Raw genomic sequence first — 17,747 nt, forward strand, 5'->3', positions numbered from 1 at the left:
CGGCCCGTTTCCGGAGGGTTTCCACGTTCGCTAACGGCGACGAAACACCGCGATCGGGGATCATGCGCTGATGAGGGTGCTGGTGGTGGAGGACGAACCGCTGCTCGCCGACGCCATCGCGGAGTGGCTGCGGGACGAGGCGCACGCGGTGGACATCGCCTACGACGGGGGTCAGGCGATGGAGCGGATCGGCGTGCACGCCTACGACGTGGTGGTGCTCGACCGCGACCTGCCGGTGGTGCACGGCGACGACGTGTGCCGCGAGCTGGTCGGCTCCGAATCACCCGCGCGTGTGCTGATGTTGACCGCGTCCGCCGAGATCACCGACCGCGTCGGCGGGCTCGGCCTCGGTGCCGACGACTACCTGACCAAACCGTTCGCCTTCCCCGAACTGGCCGCCCGGGTGCACTCGCTGGGCAGGCGCTCCCGCCCGGCCGCGCCGCCGGTGCTCACCCGCGCCGGCATCACCCTCGATCCCGCCCGGCACCAGGTCTTCCGGGATGGGCACTACGTCCCGCTGTCGAAGAAGGAGTTCGCCGTGCTCGCCGAACTGCTGCGTGCCGACGGAGCCGTGGTCTCCGCGGAGTTCCTGCTGGAGAAGGCGTGGGACGAGCACGTCGACCCGTTCACCGGCGTGGTCCGGCTGACCATCCTGAAGCTGCGGCGCAAGCTCGGCGAGCCGTCGGTGGTGGAGACCGTCACCGGTGTGGGATACCGAATCCCGTGACCCGCCTGCGGCCCCGCCGGGTCACCCTGCGCACCCGGCTCACGCTGATCTACGGCGGCTTGTTCCTGGTGGCCGGGCTGGTGCTGCTCGGGGTCACCTACGCGTTGTTCAACCAGCAGCTGACCGGGCCGAAGGTGCTCGCCAAGACCCAGCTCCCCGATCCGGGGCTGTCGCGGAAGCAGCACTTCGTGGTGATGACCGGCAGCGGCGACATGCTGACCGGCGCCGGGGCGGAGCAGTGGATGGACGACCAGCAGCGGCAGCTCCGCGACGCGGCCACCACCTCGCTGTTCACCCAGGGCGGCATCGCGCTGCTGGTGGTCGGCGGGCTGGCGGCGGGGTTCGGCTGGCTGGTCGCCGGCCGGGTGCTGGTGCCGTTGCACCAGGTCACGAACACCGCGCGGCGGATCGCCACGGCGCCGGCCGCGGACCGGAACCTGCACGAGCGGATCGCCCTGCGCGGGCCCGACGACGAGGTGAAGGATCTCGCCGGGGCGTTCAACACGATGGTCGAGCGGCTGGACCGGTCCTTCGACGGGCAACGCCGGTTCGTCGCCAACGCGTCGCACGAACTGCGGACGCCGCTGACCGTGAGCCGCTCGCTGGTCGAGGTCGCGATGCACCGCAGGACCGCGTCACCCGACGTCAAGCAGCTCGGCGAGACGCTGCTGGAAATCAACGGGCGGCACGAGCGGCTGATCAACGGGCTCCTGCTGCTCGCCGGTTCGGAGAACGAGATCCTGGACCGGCGGCCGGTGGACCTGGCCGACGTGGTGACGCACGTGGTCGCGCAGACCGCGGCGGAGGCTTCGCTGGCGGGCATCGAGGTGCGCGCCGAAGCCGGTGAGGCGATGACCACCGGCGACGCGCTGTTCCTGGAACGGCTGGTGCAGAACCTGGTGGAGAACGGCATCCGGCACAACACCGGCGGCTGGGTGCACGTGGTCAGCCGGACCGCGGTGGACGGCAGAGCCGAGGTCGAGGTGAGCAACACCGGCGCGGTCGTGCCGCAGTACGAGATCCCGGCGCTGTTCGAGCCCTTTCGACGGCTCGCCACTGATCGTTTGGCCACCGCGAAGGGCGCGGGGCTGGGGTTGTCGATCGTGCGGTCGGTCGCCAGGGCGCACGGCGGTGAGGTCACCGCGCGCCCACGCGACGGAGGTGGGCTGGTGGTGTCGGTGCTCCTGCCTCAGTAGGCGACGGAGAAGCGTTTCCGCTGGTGCGCGGGCTTGTCGAGCTCGTCGACGAAGGCGAGGGCGTAGTCGTCGCCGCTGATGTTGTCGCCGATGATCTGGTCACCGCCGACGCGGTAGCGGCCGAGCTTCTCGCCCGGGTTGAACGAGCCGAACGCCGGCGCGGGGCTGACGTAGAACCAGTCGACGTCGTCCGGGAGGCCGCGCAGTGCGTCGAGCACGCCGACGTGGGCCTGCGCCTCGCCCTTGGCGAACGCGGGAAAGCCCGGCGAGTCCACCAGCCGCGGTCCGCCGGGGGCGACGTGGAGGCTGCCCGCCCCGCCGACCACACCGAGCCGGGCGCCGGTCTTGGCCAGTGCCGGAACCGCGTCGACCAGGGATTTGCCGTCCGAAGGCGCGGCGGGCACCGCGACCGCGATGACGTCCGCGCCCTTGGTGACGTCCAGCAGGAAGGTCTCGTCGTGCAGGGAGCCGGCGGTGATCCCGGGGCCGGCCTTGCGCGCCACCCGGACCACCTCGTGACCACGCCCCTCCGCCTCGGCGGCGATCTTGCCGCCCGCGTACCCGGTCGCGCCGAACACCACAATCCTGGCCATCGCTTCTCCTATCGCGGGGGTCGGTCACCCACGCTAAACGCGATCTCCGCGCCTGCAGGGCCGAGCGGCGCCACCTCTAGGGGTTTCCCGGTTACCTTGCACAGACCAGGGCGGCGATTAAGACTTGATACCCTAAACTTTAATGGCGGGTGGATCGATGCAAGGTTAGGGAGCCAAGCGTGGCCGAATTCCAGGATGAGCGCTGGGAGCCGTCCTTCGACGGCCCCACGCGGAGTTCGCGGCGAGGCGGCCGATACCGGTCCTACATCCCGGACGGCCTGACGGAACGCCCGCTGATGCTCGACCCCGCGCTCAGTGTCCGCGCCCAGGAGGTCGAGGCGAGCGTCCGGCGGCTGGCGACCTCGCCGCGATCGAGGTGCCTCGAAGGACTCGCGCGCTTCCTCCTCCGCTCGGAGGCACTCGCCTCCTCCCGGATCGAAGGGCTGCAGGTCTCCGCCCAGCAGGTCGCACTCGCCGAACTCGCCCAGACCGACCACTCGGTGACCCGCGGTTTCACCGGAAACGCGGCCTTGGTGGCGAACAACATCCACGCGCTCAAGCAGGCCACCACCGCGCTGGCGACCGCGCCGGCGCTCGACCTCCCCGGCATCGACGCGCTGCACCGCGCCCTCCTGCCGGACGAAAAGCACCAGGGACTCCGAGAGGTCCAGAACTGGATCGGCGGAAGCGACTGGAGTCCCGTGGACGCCGACTTCGTGCCGCCGAAACCGGCTCTGGTCGAACCACTCATGGCAGACCTGACCGCCTACCTCAACGGCGGCGCCCATGCGCCACTCGTCCAGGCAGCGCTCGCCCACGCCCAGTTCGAGACCATCCACCCGTACACCGACGGCAACGGCCGCGTGGGCCGCGCGCTCATCCACACCGTGCTCGTGCGTCGCGGCCTCACCCCGGGCGCGATTCTCCCGATCAGCCTGGTGTTGCTGACCCGTTCCCGCGCCTACATCGACGGGTTGAACTCATACCGCTACCAGGGCCCGTCGACCTCGGCAGCGGCCCGCGCGGGGATCGCGGCGTGGCTGGCCACCTTTCTCGAAGCGGCTGACGCCGCGGCCACCCAGGCGGACAAGTTCAGCGAGGCGATCGAGGAACTCACCCGGCACTGGCAACGCCGACTGGCGGAATACCGCTCGGGCCAGGGGGTTCGTAGTCAGCCTCGGGCCAACTCGGCCTCGGCGAAACTCCTGATCGCGTTGCCGGAGATCCCGGTGCTCACCACGAGGACGGCCGAGCGTGCGCTGGGAGTGTCGTTCCCGGCCGCGCGCACCGCGCTGGAGGAGTTCGCCGAAGCCGGGATCCTGAGCCGGAAACAGGTGGATCGCGGCACCACCGGCTATCTCGCGAACGAGGTGTTCGACCTGCTCACCTTCGCCGAACGCGAACTGGCCAGCACACAGTGGGACACCCGGAAGGCGAAGCCCGGCAGAGCAGTTCCAGCCCGACCGCAGAACTAGTTTTCCGGTTTCCAGCGGCCGCTCAGCTCGCCCGGCCGAGGGGCCGGGCCCGGCAGTGGGGCGTCTTCCACCGTCGACAGGGTGCGCAGCAGCATGGCCAGCACGCGCCGCCGGAGTTCGCGGGTTCGGGTGGCGTCGGGGGCCCGGATGGCCGAGCAGGCTTCCAGCGCCAGCCCGATGTCCTGCGGCACCGCGTCCTCGCGCACGGCGCCGGCGTCTTTTGCCCGCGAAAGCAGGGTGGTCGCGAGTTCGTTGGCGCGCATCGCGTCGGCGCCCATCTCCGCGGTCGGGGTGAAGGTGCCCGCCAGGTGCACGGTCAGCGAGTGCACGTCGGCGTCGACCACGCGCTCGACAAAACCGGTGAACGCCGCGGCGGCGTCCGGCTCCTGCAAGGCGGCCTCGGCCTCGGCGTTGTACCGGCGCAGCCCCTCGTGGCACAGGTGCCGCAGCAGGTCCTCCTTGCCCGGGTACCGCCGGTACAACGCGCTGATGCCCACCCCCGCCCGCTTCGCCACGGCCGACACCGGCGCCTTCGGATCGGCCAGGAAGACCTCGCGCGCCGCGTCGAGGATGATGCCGTCGTTCTGCGCGGCCTGCTGACGGCGACCCGACAGGCCGCTGCTCTGCGTAGTGGACATGCCACCGAGATTACCACTGGAACAGATCGTTCCGCTCTGCTACGGTTCAATCAGAACAAAACATTCCGTTCCAGAACAGCCACCGAGGAGCCCCCGTGATCCCCTTCCGCGTCGAGATCCCCCAGACCGCCCTCGACACCCTCGCCGACCGCCTCGAGCACGCGTTCCTCCCGAACGAGCTCCCCAGCATCGGCACCGCGTACGGCATGCCGGTCGACCGCGTCCGCGAGCTGCTGCGCTACTGGCGCGAGGAGTTCGACTGGCGCGCGCTGGAAGCCCGGCTGAACGCGTACCCGCAGTTCACCACCGAGATCGACGGCGAGGACATCCACTTCCTGCACGTCCGCTCGTCCCGCGAGGACGCGACGCCGCTGATCCTCAGCCACGGCTGGCCCGGCACGATCCTGGAGTACCTCGACGTCATCGAGCTGCTCACCGAGCCCGCCGACGGCCCGGCGTTCCACCTGGTCATCCCGTCCCTGCCCGGCTTCGGCTTCTCCGGCCCGACCCGCACCCCCGGCTGGAACCGCTACCGGACCGCCCGCGCCTGGGCCGAGCTGATGAAGCGCCTCGGTTACCAGCGGTACGGCGCGGTCGGCAACGACGGCGGTTCGCTGATCTCGCCGGAGATCGGGCGGATCGACCCCGAGCACGTCATCGGCGTGCACGTCACGCAGCTCTTCTCGTTCCCCTCCGGCGACCCCGCCGAAATGGCCGACCTGAGCGAGGCGGACCAGGCCGCGCTCAAGCACCTCCAGTGGTTCTACGACAACCACTTCGCCTTCAACCAGCTGCACAGCCAGTCGCCGCAGACGCTGGCCTTCGCGCTCGCCGATTCCCCGGTCGGCCTGCTCGCCTGGAACGCGCAGCTGTTCGGCGAATCCCTCGACCCGGCGTTCGTCGTGGGCAACGTGGCCATCCACTGGCTGACCGGCACTTCCGGCTCGGCCATCCGGTTCTACTACGAGGACGCGCACGCCACGGAGCAACCCACCGAGCCCACCACCACGCCGACCGGGCTGGCCATGTTCGCCGGCGACTTCCAGTCGATCCGCCGGTTCGCCGAGCGCGACCACCACCGGATCACCAGCTGGAACTCCTACGACACCGGCGGCCACTACGCCGCGCACGAGGCGCCGGAGGTGCTCGCCGCGGACGTGCGGGACTTCTTCGCCACGATTGATTGACCTCTACCAAGCTAGAGGTTGAATCCTCGGACCCATGACAACGATGCGAGCGGTTCGGGTCAAGGGGTTCGGGGGACCCGAAATGCTGCGGGTGGAAGAGGTCCCGGCCCCGGTCGCGGGGCCGGGGCAGGTGGTGGTCGGCGTCGCCGTCGCCGACGTCCTGTTCCTGGAGGCGCAACTGCGCGGCGGCTGGGGCGCCGAGTACTTCGGCCTGGCGCCGCCCTACACCCCGGGCACCGGCGTGGCCGGGCGCGTGCTGTCCACCGGCGAAGGCGTCGACCCGGCCTGGGTGGGCAAGGACGTGGTCGCCGGGATCGACGGCGGCGGGTACGCGGAACAGGCGCTCGTCCCGGCGGCCAACCTGGTGGAGATCCCCGGCGGCCTCGACACGCGGACGGCCGCGGCACTGCTCCAGACCGGACCGGCGGCGTTGAGCCTGATCGACGCGGCGAAGCTCCAGCCGGGCACCCGCGTCCTGGTCACCGCCGCGGCCGGCGGCCTCGGCACCCTCCTCGTGCAGTTGGCCAAGGCGGCCGGCGCACACGTGACCGCGGCCGCCAGGGGAACCGAGAAGCTGGAGCTGGCCCGAGAACTCGGTGCCGCCGAAGCGATTGACTACACCACCGAGAACTGGACGGACGGCCTCGAAGTGGACGTGGTCTTCGATGGCGTCGGCGGGGAAATCGGCCGCGCCGCCTTCCACACGGCCACCCGCCACTTCTTCGCCTACGGTGTGCCGAGTGGCGCGTTCACCGAAATCGACGAAGCCGATCGCCGCCGGATCGAGGTGACCGGGATCGAACAGGTGCAGTTCGGCCCGGCGGAATTGCGCGACCTGGTCGCCCGGGTGCTGGATGAAGCGGCGGCGGATCGGGTGAAACCGGTGATCGGGCGGACGTTCCCGCTCGCGCGCGCGGCCGACGCGCACGCCACCATGGAAAGCCGGGCGGTGCTCGGCAAGACCCTGTTGCTCGCGTGAAGAGGACATGATGGCCCAGGCAATCCGGTACGCCGAATACGGCGGCCCCGAAGTACTCGAACTCCAAGAAATCACGTTGCCCGAACCGGGTCCCGGCGAAGTCCGGATCGTGGTGCACGCCGCCGGGATGAACCCGATCGACTGGAAGATCCGCAGCGGCGCGTTCACCCCCGGCGAGGAACTGGCCGCGCCGAGGGGCACCGGGATCGAAGCGGCCGGGGTGGTCGAGGCGGTCGGGCCCGACGTGGACACCGTCGCCCCCGGCGACGAGGTGTTCGGCAACGTCGGTGGTGGTGCGGCCGCCACGCACGCCATCGCCAAGGCCGCGAACCTCGTGCCCAAGCCGGACTGGCTCGGGTTCGAGGAAGCCGCCGCGCTGCCGGTGGCCGCGGAGACCAGCGTGCGCGTGCTGCGCTACCTGGATGTCCACTCAGGACAGACGTTGCTGGTGCACGCGGCGGCGGGCGCGGTCGGGCTGGTGGCGAGCCAGCTGGCGATCGCGCGCGGGCTGACCGTGGTCGGCACGGCCAGCCAGGGACGGCACGAGTTCCTGCGCGAGCTGGGCGTGCGACCGGTGACCTATGGCGACGGCTGGGTCGACCGGGTGCGAGAGGCCGCGCCGAACGGGATCGACGCGGTGCTCGACGCCTCCGGCCGCGGCGTGCTGGCGGAGTCGGTCGCGCTGACCGGCGACCCGGCCAAGGTGGTGACCATCGCCGGCGGTGACACCGCCGAAACCGGCGTCCACTTCAGCAGCGGTGGTGCCGACACCGTGCCCGCGGCGGAGGTGTTCACCGAAGCGCTGCCACTGCTGCGAAGCGGGCGGCTGCGCCTGCCCGTGGCGAAGACCTTCCCCCTGGCACAGGCCGCCGACGCGCACCGGCTCAGCGAAGACGGCCATGTGCTGGGGAAGATCGTCTACCGCGTGGCTTAGTCGCGCTGCTCGGCCACCGCGGCGCGCATCTTGGCTTCCTTCTCCTGGAGTTCCGGGGTGAAGGCCTCGCCGAAGTCCTCGGCCTCGAGCACCCGCCGGATCTCCACCTCCTGCTCGGGGCCGGGGATGCGCTTCACCCAGCTGATCGCCTCTTCGAGCGACGGCACGTCGAGCATCCAGAAGCCGGCGATCAGCTCCTTGGCCTCGGTGAACGGCCCGTCGGTGACGGTCGCGCCGTCCTTGCTGAGCTTGACCTTGGCCCCCTGCGAGCTGGGCGCCAGCCCCTCACCGGTGATCAGCACCCCGGCCCCGACGAGTTCCTCGTTGAACTTCGCCATCTCGGTCATCTCGGCCTCGGTGGGTGCGCGGCCGGTCTGCGCTTCGCCCTCGTCGGACTTCAGCAGGACCATGAATCTCATGTGTTCTCTCCCTCGAACGTGACGAACCCCAGCCTCCCCCTCGGACAACGGAACGCAACAGTCGCCGCGCATTCCCCTCCGCAAATTTCTCTGTGCACGTGCGCTTTCCCCCTGCGTAGCTTCGGCCGCATGCGCGAACGAATCACCCGATCCGGCGACGTCGAGCTGTGGACCCAGGCGATCGGCGACGCGGGGGCACCGGCCCTGCTGCTGAACGCCGGCGACTGCCAGTCGTCGATGGACTGGCCGCAGAACCTGGTGCGCCTGCTGGCCGAAGCCGGTCACCTGGTCCTCCGCTACGACTACCGCGACACCGGCCGGTCCACCCACCGCGAATTCCCCGCGGCCCCCTACGACTTCGACGACCTCGCCCGCGACGCGGTCGCCGTGCTCGACGCCTGGGACGTCGACCGGGCGCACGCGCTCGGGTTCGGCATGGGCTCGGCGATCAGCCAGCTGCTCGCCCTCGACCACCGCGAGCGGCTGTTCGCGATGACCCTGCTCGGCAGTTGCGCGATGGACGTGGACTTCTTCGGCAACTGGGAGCGCGCGCTGACCGGCGAACCCACGCTCGACGGCCTGCCCACGCCGAAGCGCTGGTTCGTCGAAATGGCGTTCAATCCCACGGACATCTCGGAAGTGGAGTTCTACCGGCGGCTTTCCGGTGACGAGCTGCCGTTCGACGAAGCCGAGCTGGTGCGGCGACTCGCCACCGCCCGCGCGCACGCGGATCCCGTTGAGCCGGTGGCCGAGCACCCGCACGGTTCGATCCGGCAGGACTGGACCACGCGGGCTGCCGACCTGCCGGGCCTGACCACACCCGCGCTGGTCGTCGAGGCCCCGCTCGACCCGATCCACCCGCCACCGCACGCGCGGCACCTCGCCGAGGTGCTGCCGGACGCGCGGCTGATCACCATTCCCGGCATGGGCCACCACCTGGCCACCGCGATCCACCAGCGACTGACCGACGAGGTCACCGCGCACACGCTGGCGAGCCTCGATGCCACCGCCCGCTGACCGTCTGGTGTGGACGGTGGACCGCATGCGGGTGCGGCCGTCGGACCGGGTGCTGGAGATCGGCTGCGGTCACGGCGTCGCGGTGACCCTGGTGCTGGAGAAGCTCAACAGCGGCTCGATCCTGGCGATCAACCGGTCGGCGGCGTCCTTCGAGGTGGTTTCCCCGCAAGAGGCCAAGTTCGGCTACCAGCCGCTGTCCGCGTCGGCGGCTGAGGCGACCGCGCGGGCGTTGTCCGCGACCCTGGCCGAAAACGGCTTCACTCAGCGGAAAACGTTGCTGGAGGAGCTGCCCTCCGGCCGAGCCTTCCTGGTCACGGCTCGGCCGGGGTGACGCGGGACGCGCCGAGCGCTGGGGGTCACTCGGCGCATCCCGCCGCTCGTGGTGGTTCGGTGGACCGGACGAATTCGACCTCTTCGGCCGCGTCCAGGTCATCGACGTCGAGCGGGCATCCGTCCGCGTTGAACAGTTCCGAACCGCCTGCCAGTACCACTTCGAGTGCTGTCACGCGGTCCACGATGCATGAGCAGGACTAGTACTTCGGCTAGTTGATCAGGCGGGGACGGCGGCGTCGAGGTCCTGGGCCAGCAGCTCGGACAGCTCGCGCAGCGTCTCCTCCGCGCCTTCGCCCTCCACCACCAGCACCACGTCCTCGCCACCGCCGACGCCAAGCGACATCACCGCGAGAATGCTGGCGGCGTCGACCAGTGCGTCTTCGGAGCGGCCGATCCGGACGGAGGCGGTCTGCTTCCCCGCGGCTTCGGCGAGCAGGCGGGCCGGGCGCGCGTGCAGGCCGACGGAGGACCCGATGGTGACTCGTGTGCTGAGCACGCTTCCGTCCTTTCGATCAGGAACCAGGTGCCTCCTCAGCGTAACGGCGGCCATGTTGGTTATCAAGCGTTTGGCGTTGGTTTATGTGCGTTGAGGTTGTTTCACGTCTGCTTCACCCGATCGAGTAGCTGTTCCCGCAGGTCCTGGACGCGCCGACGCTCGTCAGCCACCGCCGGCCCCGCTTCCGGATCGATTTTGTCCACTTCGGACAAGAACGCGACGGCTTCCTCGTCCGCGCCCAGCCGCACGGCCAGATCGGCGCGCAACACCAGCGCGCGGAACCGCAGCGCCGCAGGCACTTCCTCGTCGAGCGCCAGTGCGCGGTCGAGCACGCGCACGGCGGATTCCGGGTCGTCGTGCGAGTCGGCGAACATGGTCGCGGTCTCCAGCGTGCGGGCCAGTTTCGGCCCGCCGAGCGGCCCCTTGGCCAGCCCGTTGGTCTGCTCCGCGATCGGCTGGCCGATGCGGACGTAGTTGCCCGACGGGTCGATCACGATGAACTGGCGGTTGCCGGACCGCAGGTTCTTCACCGGGTTCACCCGCGGAAAGCCACGCGAAGGCAACTTGCCCAGCGCCGCCCGCAGCCCGCCGGTGAACCGCTCGTACAACACGTCCACGCGGTCGGTCACCACGTAGCAGGTGCTGAAGTTGTCTTGCGGCACCAAGCCCTTCAGCACGTAGAAGTGCAGGTCGATGCCTTCGAAGGCGAGCGCCGCGTACACGTTCGGCGCCTGCTGCCGGTAGGTGACCTCGAAGCCGAGCGAACCGTAGAAGTCCAGCGTTTCGTTGATGGAGGTGCAGGGCAGCAGCGGAATCATCTTCTCCATGGGACTACCTCCGGGAGTTCACTCAAATTTGAGTAGACGAGCGAGCCTAGCACGCGGCGTACTCAAACTGGAGTGCGTCAGGCCCGCGAACGCAGGCGGCGCAACATGCGCGCGTCCTCGAAGCCGACCGACCTGGCCGCGTGCTCGACGGTCATGCCCTGCCCGATCAGGTGCTCGGCGCGTTCGAGGCGCAGGACCTGCTGGTACCGCAGCGGGGTCAAGCCGGTGACCCGGCCGAACAACCGGGTGACCGTGCGCTCGCTGCACCCGGCCGTCCGCGCGAGGTCGGCGAGGAGCAGGCGTTCGGCGAAGCGCTCGTCGATCAGGTCCTGGATGCGGTGCACCGCGTCGTTGAGGTGGTCCCGGTGCCGCATCATCGAGCTGGCCTGCGGTTCCTCGCCGTTGCGCCGGGCGTAGACGACCATCTCGCGGGCGATCCGCGCGGCGAAGCCGGGCCCGTGGCGCATCGCGATCAGGTGCAGGGAGAGGTCGATGCCGCTGGCGATCCCGGCCGAGGTGACCACCCGGCCGTCGGTCACGTAGAGCACGTCGCGCACCACGGTGGCCAGCGGGTAGCGGCGAGCCAGCTCGTCCTGGAGGCCGTGGTGGGTGGTGCAGCGGCGGCCGTCGAGCAACCCGGCCCGGCCGAGCGCGTCGGCCCCGGCGCAAACGCTGGCCACCAGGCCGCCGGCGCGGTGGTGCGCGCGGATCCAGGCCAGCGTTTCCGGCGCGATGGGCCCGTTGTGCCGCAGTTCCGGCGCGCGCCAGCCAGGGACGAACAGCAGGTCGTCCCTGGTCAGCGTCGGCCAGGCCACCTCGGCGCCGAGCGGAACCCCTTGTGCCGTCGGCACTTCCGGCCGTTCGGCGAGGTAACGCAGGCGGTAGCCCAGTCCGAGGTCCGCGGCGCTGGAGAACACCTGGGCCGGGCCGGCGAGGTCGAGCAGGTGCAGCTCCGGCACCAGCAGGAAGGCGACAGTGGTCACGATCCGGTCAGCGTACCCGCCACCTCGTCGATGGTCCGGATGGTGGCGAACCGGCCGGCCAGTGCGTACTCGGTCCGCGCGATGACCTCCTCCACCCGGAGCGTGCGCGGGTCGGCGAGCACCTCGTCCGCGGTCCGGTCGACGGGCGCCGTCCAGTGCCCCAGCGGCGTGGTGGCCGTCGCCTCGGTGACGAAGGTGACGTCGTAGCCGAGATCGGAGGCGACGCGCGCGGTGGTCTCGCAGCACTGTTCGGTGCGGATGCCGCAGACCACCACCTCGCGCACACCCCGCGCGGTCAGCGTCTGCTGGAGGTTGGTGGTGGTGAAGGCGTTGTGCGCGGTCTTGTGCAGCAGCGGCTCGCCGGGCTCCGGTTCGAGCCCGTCCATCAGCCGGACGAACCCGCTCGCCGGGTCGAAGACGTTCCCCGTGCCGGGCTCGTCGTGCAACACCCAGACCACCAGGTCGCCGTCGGCGCGGGCGGCGGTCACCAGCCGGTTGACCCGCTCGACGATGTCCGGGGCCGAGACGTGCCGCCAGTTGTCCCGCTGCCGGAACGATTCCTGGACGTCGATCACCAGAAGGGCTCTGTTCATGCCACCCAGCCTGACCGTCCCCCGGCTCCGGCGACAGGCCGGATCAGGCCTCGATGCGGACCGATCCGGTCACCGCACTGGCTTTTGTACCTACTGGTATGTACGGTTCAGCCCATGGACACGCGCGACAGGTTGATCGAGAGCACGCGCGAGTTGCTCTGGACGCGCGGGTACGTCGGCACCAGCCCGAAGGCCATCCAGCAGCACGCGGGCGCCGGGCAGGGCAGCATGTACCACCACTTCGACGGCAAGCCCGAACTCGCGCTGGCCGCGATCGAACGCACGGCCGAAGACCTCCGGGCGAAGGCCGAAGCCGAACTTTCCGGGCCCGGCAAGGCATCTGAGCGCATCACCGCCTACGTGCGCCGCGAGCGCGACATGGTGCGCGGCTGCCCGATCGGCAGGCTCACCCAGGACCCGGAAGTGGTCGGCAGCCCCGAACTCCGCCGCCCGGTCGAGGAAACCTTCGACTGGCTGCGCAACCGGCTCGCCGAAGTGATCATCGAAGGCCAGGCCGACGGCGAGTTCACCGGACTGGACCCGCGTGACACCGCGGCCACCGTGGTCGCCACGCTGCAGGGCGGGTACGTGCTGGCGCTGGCTTCCGGCTCGCCGGAAGGGTTCGACCGCGCCGTCGACGGGGTGCTGAACCTGCTCGTCAGGCGGCCGTGATGCAGGCGATGCAGTACGAGATCACCCTGCCCGCCGACTACGACATGGGCATCATCCGGCACCGCGTGGCGACCAGGGGCAGCGCGCTCGACGACTTCGCCGGCCTCGGGTTCAAGGCGTACTGCGTGCGCGAGCGCGAGGAGCACGGGGTCAACCAGTACGCGCCGTTCTACTGGTGGGATTCGGGCGAGGCGATGAACCGGTTCCTGTGGAGCGACGGCTTCCGCGGCCTCTGCGACAGCTTCGGCAGGCCGCCGATCTCGCACTGGCTCGGCGTCGAGGTGGTGCGCGGACCGGCGCGCACGGCCACCACCGCCGTCCGCACCTCGGAGTCCATTGTGGACGGCGAGGCGCCCGCCGACGCGGTGGCCCGCGCCCGCACGGACACCGTCGGCGACTCGGTGTACGCCACCGTGCTCGCCATCGACCTGCGTCGCTGGGAACTGACGCGGTTCACCCTGCACGCCGGGGAAGTCCCGGCGCGGCAGGGCATCCACTACCGGGTGCTACACCTGTCCGATCCGGGTCAGCGTCGGGCGTAGCTGGTCGAGCAGCCACTTCACCCCGACCACGTTCGGCGCCTGCAGCATGTTCGCGGTCTCCGAGGTGACGCCCTGGTACCGGCCCTCGGTGACCACCTTCAGCCGTTGCACCAGCGAGTTGCCCTCGAAGGTGGTCTTGTCGGCCGGGCTGACGAAGGTCATGAACAACGCGTCGGCGGTGTCGAGCGTTTCCACCCGCTCGTAGGACAGGCCGATGGTGCCGGGCGCGAGTTGCGCGCTGGTCTCGACGTTCGCGAGCGCGTCCGGGATCTTCATGCCCAGCGAGTTCATGAACCGCGTGGACTGGCTCTCCTTGCCGATCACCAGTGGCAGCACCTCACCCCTGGCCTGGCCGAACAGGTACGACTTCCCGGCCAGCCCCGGGAGTTCGGACTTGACCTTCGCGACCTCGGCGGCCGCCGCGTCGACCAGGCGCTGCGCCCCGGCCTCGTCCCCGACGGCCCGGCCGATCCGCAGCGCGTCGTCCTGCATCGGCGCGCTGTACAACGAAGTCTCGAAGGGCAGCGTCGGTGCGATCTGGCTCAGCTTCTCGTAGGTGGGCGCGTCGAGCGAGGGCATCGAGACGGCCAGGATCACGTCCGGCCGGTAGGCCGCCACCTTCTCGAAACTGGGGGCCAGCATGTCCAGCGCGAGCACGTCCGGGCCGAGCTGCGCGGTCAGGTACGGCGCCTGCGGCACGGCCGGGTCGTACCCCTTCACCGCGCCGACCACGTTGAGGCCCAGCCCGGTGGCCACGGCGACGTCGTTGTAGCCGAGCGCCACCACGCGCTGCGGCTTCTTGGTGAAGGTGGTCTCGCCGAACGCGTGTTTCATCGTCACCGAGAACGCCGCGTCCCCCTCGGCCGCGGGTTCCGGGTTCGAGGCACAGCCCGCGAGCGTCAGCACGACCAGCGCCACCAGCGCGAATGATCTTTTGAGCACGGGTTAGGCTAACCTTGCCTTACCGAGGGAGGCAAGGGGCGTGCTCACTCGATCCCGGCGTCCTCGGCGGTCCCGCGGGCGAGGCCGGCGAGTTGGTCGAGCGCCGTCCGCAGCTGGTCCACCGGCGGGCAGCTGAGAGCGAGCCGCACCGCGCTCGGCGCGTGCCCGGCGCCGATGGTGAACGCCGCCGCCGGGCTCACCGCGATGCCCCGCCGCGCGGCCGCGCCGACGAAGGTCTCCGCCCGCCACTGCTCCGGCAACTCCCACCAGCAGTGGTACGAACCCGGATCGGCGCGCACGGTGAACTCCTTGAGGCAGTCGGCCCGCAACTGCTGCCGAGCTCGCGCGTCCTCGCGCTTCGCCGCCTCGATCCGCGCGAGCGTGCCGTCGGCCAGGCAGCGCGTCGCGACCTCCATGGCGAACCGCAACGCGGTCCACCCGCCCGACCGCAACGCGGCGCCCACCCGGTCGGCGAACCGCGCGGGCGGCACGAGGAACCCGAGGCTCGTGCCCGGGGCGAGGCGCTTCGACAGGCTGTCCACCAACATCACCTGCTCGGGCGCGAGCGCTCGCAGCGGTGGCAGGTCGGCGCGAAGGAAGCCGTTGACGCCGTCCTCGATCGCGGGCAGGTCGAGTTCGGTCAGTACCTCGATCAGCGCGCGTCGTCGTTCGGCGGACATCGTGATGCCGAGCGGGTTCTGCACGGCGGGTTGCACGTACACCGCGCGAAGCGGGCTGGTCCGGTGGGCCGCGCGCACGGCGTCGGGCACCATGCCGTCGGCGTCCACCTCGATCGGGACCAGCGTGATGCCGAGGCGGGCGGCGATCGCCTTCACCACCGGGTAGGTCAGTGCCTCGACGCCGATGCGCTCGCCGACCCCGGCCAGCGCGGAGAAGGCGGCCGCGATCGCCTGCCTTCCGTTGCCCGCCAAGAGAATCTGCTCCGGTTCGGGTGCCCAGCCGCCGCGGGCGAGTGCCTTGGCCGAGGCTTCGCGCACGGCCGGCGTGCCCGCGGGGGTGGCCGGTTGCAGGCTCTGCCCGAGCGCGTCGGCGCGAACCAGGCCGCTGAGGCTCTTCGCCAGCAGGTCCGCCTGCCCGGGCAGCAGCGGGAAGTTCAGTTCGAGGTCGATCGGCGCGGTGGCGGGCTCGGCCAGCGCGGGCTCGGCGAGTGGCCGCGCGGCGCGGATGAACGTGCCGCGGCCGACCTCACCGACCGCCAGCCCGCGCCGGACCAGTTCGCCGTAGACGCGCGTCGCGGTCGAGGCAGCGATGCGGTGGTCGCGGGCGAACCGGCGTTGCGGCGGCAGGCGGTCGCCGGGGCGGAGCCTGCCCTCGTTGATGTCGGCGGCGAGGCGATCGGCGATCAGTCGGAAGTCATCCATGCATTGTCCCGAATTGCACCGAGATAATTGTTTTCATTGCCTCGACAATGTACCGCGAGCTAGCCTGCGATTGTCAACTACAGCCGTGGAGAGCAGGGGAAATGAGTAGAATTGACCTCGGTGCAATTTCGGTGGCGTACACCGATGAAGGCACCGGCGAGCCGTTGGTGCTGGTGCACGGACACCCCTTCGACCGGTCCATGTGGGCGCCGCAGGTCGAGCGGTTCGCCGGGCCGGAGTGGCGGGTGATCGCGCCCGACCTGCGCGGGTACGGCGAGACGACCGTGGTGCCGGGCAAGACGCACCTGGAGACGTTCGCCCGCGACCTCGGTGAACTGCTCGACCGGCTCGGCGTTGGCCGGATCGTGCTCGGCGGGCTGTCGATGGGCGGGCAGATCGTGATGGAGTTCCACCGGCTGTTCCCGTCGCGGGTGCGCGGGCTCGTGCTCGCCGACACCTCCCCGGTCGGAGAGACTTCCGCGGGCAAAAGACTGCGGAACTCGGTGGCGGACCGGTTGCTGCGCGAAGGTCTTGCCGGGTACGCCGAGGAGGTGCTGCCGAAGATGGTCGCGCCGCACAACCTCGAGGCGTTGCCCGAAGTCGGCAAGCACGTGCTCGGCATGATGCGCGGGGCACCGGCCGAGGGCGCGGCCGCCGCGTTGCGCGGGCGGGCGGAGCGGCTCGACTACGTGGAATCGCTGGGTTCGGTCGAGGTGCCCACGCTGATCGTGGTCGGCTCCGACGACGAATACACCCCGGTCGCCGACGCGGAACTGATGCACCGGCGCATCCGCGGCTCGCGGCTGGTGGTGGTCGAGGGGGCAGCGCACATGCCCAACCTCGAACGGCGCGAGGAGTTCGACGGCGCGCTTGAGGCCTTTCTCTCTTCGGTCGCGGGCGGCCCGGACGGGGAAGTACGGTTCGGCTCGTGAGTACGCGACAGAAAACCGTCTTTGTCACCGGGGCCAGCGCGGGTTTCGGCGCCGCCATCGTCCGGCGGTTCGCCGCCGAGGGCGCACGCGTGGTCGCCACCGCCCGCCGGGCGGACAAGCTCGCCGAACTCGCCGCAGAACTCGGTGACTCGGTGCACCCGCTGGAACTCGACGTGCGCGACCGGGACGCGGTGTACGCCGCCTTCGCCGAGTTGCCATCGGCGTTCGCCGAGGTGGATGTGCTGGTCAACAACGCGGGCCTGGCCAAGGGCCTGAACCCGGCGCAGAAGGCCGACCCGGACGACTGGCAGCAGATGATCGACACGAACTGCGCCGGTCTGGTGCACTGCTCGCGGGCCGCCCTGCCCGGCATGGTCGAACGCGGGCGGGGGCACGTGGTGAACCTGGGTTCGGTGGCGGGCACGTACCCGTACCCCGGCGGGAACGTGTACGGGGCGACCAAGGCTTTTGTGCACCAGTTCAGCCTGAACCTGCGCAGTGATCTGCACGGCACGGGCGTGCGGGTCACCTCCATCGAGCCCGGCATGGTGGGCGGGACGGAGTTCTCGGTGGTGCGGTTCGAGGGGAACCAGGACCGCGCGGACCAGGTCTACTCGGGGATGCGGCCGCTGAGCGCGGAGGACATCGCCGAGTCGGTGCACTGGGTGACCTCGCAGCCGGCGCACGTGAACGTGAACGTGCTCGAGCTGATGCCGGTGGAGCAGAGCTTCTCGCCGTTCCAGGTGCACCGCTCTTAGTTCACCAGGTGGCTTGGGTCGCCGGAGAGATGCAGTGAATGTGGCTTTCACTGCGGAATCGGCAGTGAAAGCCACATTCACTGCATGGCGGCGCGCCCGGGCGGACTGGTCGGCGGCTGCCC

General features: G+C 70.4%; 22 protein-coding genes. 12 read left to right on the forward strand and 10 right to left on the reverse strand.

Annotated features, from left to right (window positions below):
- The first annotated feature begins 70 nt into the window (after window positions 1-70).
- A complete protein-coding gene (locus JYK18_RS07665) occupies window positions 71-727 on the forward strand; it encodes a response regulator transcription factor (RefSeq protein ID WP_206801436.1) in 657 nt (218 codons plus the stop codon).
- The gene (locus JYK18_RS07670) at window positions 724-1,923 is read left to right on the forward strand and encodes a HAMP domain-containing sensor histidine kinase (protein ID WP_307795813.1); all 1,200 of its coding nucleotides are present in this window, start codon (window positions 724-726) and stop codon (window positions 1,921-1,923) included. Before JYK18_RS07665 ends, JYK18_RS07670 begins: the two co-directional genes overlap by 4 nt.
- On the opposite strand, the gene JYK18_RS07675 is transcribed toward JYK18_RS07670, so the two are convergent.
- Window positions 1,917-2,516: an NAD(P)-dependent oxidoreductase gene (locus JYK18_RS07675; protein WP_206801437.1), complete on the reverse strand. Its 600-nt coding sequence runs from the start codon at window positions 2,514-2,516 to the stop codon at window positions 1,917-1,919. The two genes, JYK18_RS07670 and JYK18_RS07675, sit on opposite strands and share 7 nt — an antisense overlap.
- A gap of 179 nt (window positions 2,517-2,695) precedes the next feature.
- On the opposite strand from JYK18_RS07675, the gene JYK18_RS07680 reads away from it, so the two are divergent.
- The gene (locus JYK18_RS07680) at window positions 2,696-3,991 is read left to right on the forward strand and encodes a Fic family protein (RefSeq protein ID WP_206801438.1); all 1,296 of its coding nucleotides are present in this window, start codon (window positions 2,696-2,698) and stop codon (window positions 3,989-3,991) included.
- Here JYK18_RS07680 and JYK18_RS07685 read toward each other — a convergent pair.
- The gene (locus JYK18_RS07685; protein WP_206801439.1) at window positions 3,988-4,629 is read right to left on the reverse strand and encodes a TetR/AcrR family transcriptional regulator; all 642 of its coding nucleotides are present in this window, start codon (window positions 4,627-4,629) and stop codon (window positions 3,988-3,990) included. The genes JYK18_RS07680 and JYK18_RS07685 overlap by 4 nt on opposite strands.
- 95 nt (window positions 4,630-4,724) lie before the next feature.
- Between JYK18_RS07685 and JYK18_RS07690 the strand changes: the two genes are divergently transcribed.
- From JYK18_RS07690 to JYK18_RS07700, 3 genes are all read left to right on the forward strand, one after another.
- Window positions 4,725-5,816, forward strand: a complete 1,092-nt coding sequence (locus tag JYK18_RS07690) for an epoxide hydrolase (RefSeq protein ID WP_307795814.1) — start codon at window positions 4,725-4,727, stop codon at window positions 5,814-5,816.
- Window positions 5,817-5,898: 82 nt separating this feature from the next.
- Window positions 5,899-6,795, forward strand: a complete 897-nt coding sequence (locus JYK18_RS07695; protein ID WP_242578999.1) for a zinc-binding dehydrogenase — start codon at window positions 5,899-5,901, stop codon at window positions 6,793-6,795.
- A 10-nt stretch (window positions 6,796-6,805) separates the two neighbouring features.
- Window positions 6,806-7,729 carry an NADP-dependent oxidoreductase gene (locus JYK18_RS07700; protein ID WP_206801440.1) on the forward strand — a complete coding sequence of 308 codons (924 nt, stop codon included), beginning with the start codon at window positions 6,806-6,808 and terminating at the stop codon, window positions 7,727-7,729.
- Here the strand turns inward: JYK18_RS07700 and JYK18_RS07705 are convergent.
- A complete protein-coding gene (locus JYK18_RS07705) occupies window positions 7,726-8,148 on the reverse strand; it encodes a YciI family protein (protein WP_206801441.1) in 423 nt (140 codons plus the stop codon). The two genes, JYK18_RS07700 and JYK18_RS07705, sit on opposite strands and share 4 nt — an antisense overlap.
- A gap of 129 nt (window positions 8,149-8,277) precedes the next feature.
- Here JYK18_RS07705 and JYK18_RS07710 point away from each other — a divergent pair, with 129 nt between their 5' ends.
- Together JYK18_RS07710 and JYK18_RS07715 are read left to right on the forward strand one after the other, a co-directional pair.
- The gene (locus JYK18_RS07710) at window positions 8,278-9,165 is read left to right on the forward strand and encodes an alpha/beta fold hydrolase (RefSeq protein WP_206801442.1); all 888 of its coding nucleotides are present in this window, start codon (window positions 8,278-8,280) and stop codon (window positions 9,163-9,165) included.
- Window positions 9,149-9,496, forward strand: coding sequence for a hypothetical protein (locus tag JYK18_RS07715; protein ID WP_206801443.1), 348 nt, complete (start codon window positions 9,149-9,151; stop codon window positions 9,494-9,496). The genes JYK18_RS07710 and JYK18_RS07715 overlap by 17 nt, the downstream gene beginning before the upstream one ends.
- Window positions 9,497-9,521: 25 nt before the next feature.
- On the opposite strand, the gene JYK18_RS07720 is transcribed toward JYK18_RS07715, so the two are convergent.
- The 5 genes from JYK18_RS07720 to JYK18_RS07740 all read right to left on the reverse strand — a co-directional run bounded on the left by JYK18_RS07720 (window position 9,522) and on the right by JYK18_RS07740 (window position 12,397).
- Window positions 9,522-9,671 (reverse strand): hypothetical protein, encoded by a 150-nt coding sequence (locus tag JYK18_RS07720; RefSeq protein WP_206801444.1) that lies wholly within the window; start codon window positions 9,669-9,671, stop codon window positions 9,522-9,524.
- A gap of 44 nt (window positions 9,672-9,715) precedes the next feature.
- Window positions 9,716-9,994 (reverse strand): HPr family phosphocarrier protein, encoded by a 279-nt coding sequence (locus JYK18_RS07725; protein WP_153029072.1) that lies wholly within the window; start codon window positions 9,992-9,994, stop codon window positions 9,716-9,718.
- 101 nt (window positions 9,995-10,095) lie between these two features.
- Entirely contained in the window at window positions 10,096-10,821 is a 726-nt protein-coding gene (locus JYK18_RS07730) for a VOC family protein (RefSeq protein ID WP_242579001.1), read from the reverse strand.
- Between the two features lie 77 nt (window positions 10,822-10,898).
- Window positions 10,899-11,804 (reverse strand): GlxA family transcriptional regulator, encoded by a 906-nt coding sequence (locus tag JYK18_RS07735; protein WP_206801446.1) that lies wholly within the window; start codon window positions 11,802-11,804, stop codon window positions 10,899-10,901.
- The gene (locus JYK18_RS07740; protein WP_206801447.1) at window positions 11,801-12,397 is read right to left on the reverse strand and encodes an isochorismatase family protein; all 597 of its coding nucleotides are present in this window, start codon (window positions 12,395-12,397) and stop codon (window positions 11,801-11,803) included. The genes JYK18_RS07735 and JYK18_RS07740 overlap by 4 nt, the downstream gene beginning before the upstream one ends.
- Window positions 12,398-12,511: 114 nt before the next feature.
- On the opposite strand from JYK18_RS07740, the gene JYK18_RS07745 reads away from it, so the two are divergent.
- Together JYK18_RS07745 and JYK18_RS07750 are read left to right on the forward strand one after the other, a co-directional pair.
- Window positions 12,512-13,069, forward strand: a complete 558-nt coding sequence (locus JYK18_RS07745) for a TetR/AcrR family transcriptional regulator (protein ID WP_206801448.1) — start codon at window positions 12,512-12,514, stop codon at window positions 13,067-13,069.
- Window positions 13,069-13,611 carry a DUF4865 family protein gene (locus JYK18_RS07750; RefSeq protein WP_206801449.1) on the forward strand — a complete coding sequence of 181 codons (543 nt, stop codon included), beginning with the start codon at window positions 13,069-13,071 and terminating at the stop codon, window positions 13,609-13,611. Before JYK18_RS07745 ends, JYK18_RS07750 begins: the two co-directional genes overlap by 1 nt.
- Here the strand turns inward: JYK18_RS07750 and JYK18_RS07755 are convergent.
- Window positions 13,576-14,553 (reverse strand): ABC transporter substrate-binding protein, encoded by a 978-nt coding sequence (locus JYK18_RS07755; protein ID WP_206801450.1) that lies wholly within the window; start codon window positions 14,551-14,553, stop codon window positions 13,576-13,578. The two genes, JYK18_RS07750 and JYK18_RS07755, sit on opposite strands and share 36 nt — an antisense overlap.
- Window positions 14,554-14,597: 44 nt before the next feature.
- Complete coding sequence (locus JYK18_RS07760) at window positions 14,598-15,935, reverse strand: PLP-dependent aminotransferase family protein (protein ID WP_206801451.1); 1,338 nt, start codon at window positions 15,933-15,935, stop codon at window positions 14,598-14,600.
- A 101-nt stretch (window positions 15,936-16,036) separates the two neighbouring features.
- Here JYK18_RS07760 and JYK18_RS07765 point away from each other — a divergent pair, with 101 nt between their 5' ends.
- Window positions 16,037-16,867: an alpha/beta fold hydrolase gene (locus tag JYK18_RS07765; RefSeq protein WP_206801452.1), complete on the forward strand. Its 831-nt coding sequence runs from the start codon at window positions 16,037-16,039 to the stop codon at window positions 16,865-16,867.
- Complete coding sequence (locus JYK18_RS07770) at window positions 16,864-17,625, forward strand: SDR family oxidoreductase (protein ID WP_206801453.1); 762 nt, start codon at window positions 16,864-16,866, stop codon at window positions 17,623-17,625. Before JYK18_RS07765 ends, JYK18_RS07770 begins: the two co-directional genes overlap by 4 nt.
- Window positions 17,626-17,747 lie beyond the last annotated feature (122 nt).

It is taken from the genome of Amycolatopsis sp. 195334CR (assembly GCF_017309385.1).
Taxonomy (GTDB): Bacteria; Actinomycetota; Actinomycetes; order Mycobacteriales; family Pseudonocardiaceae; genus Amycolatopsis.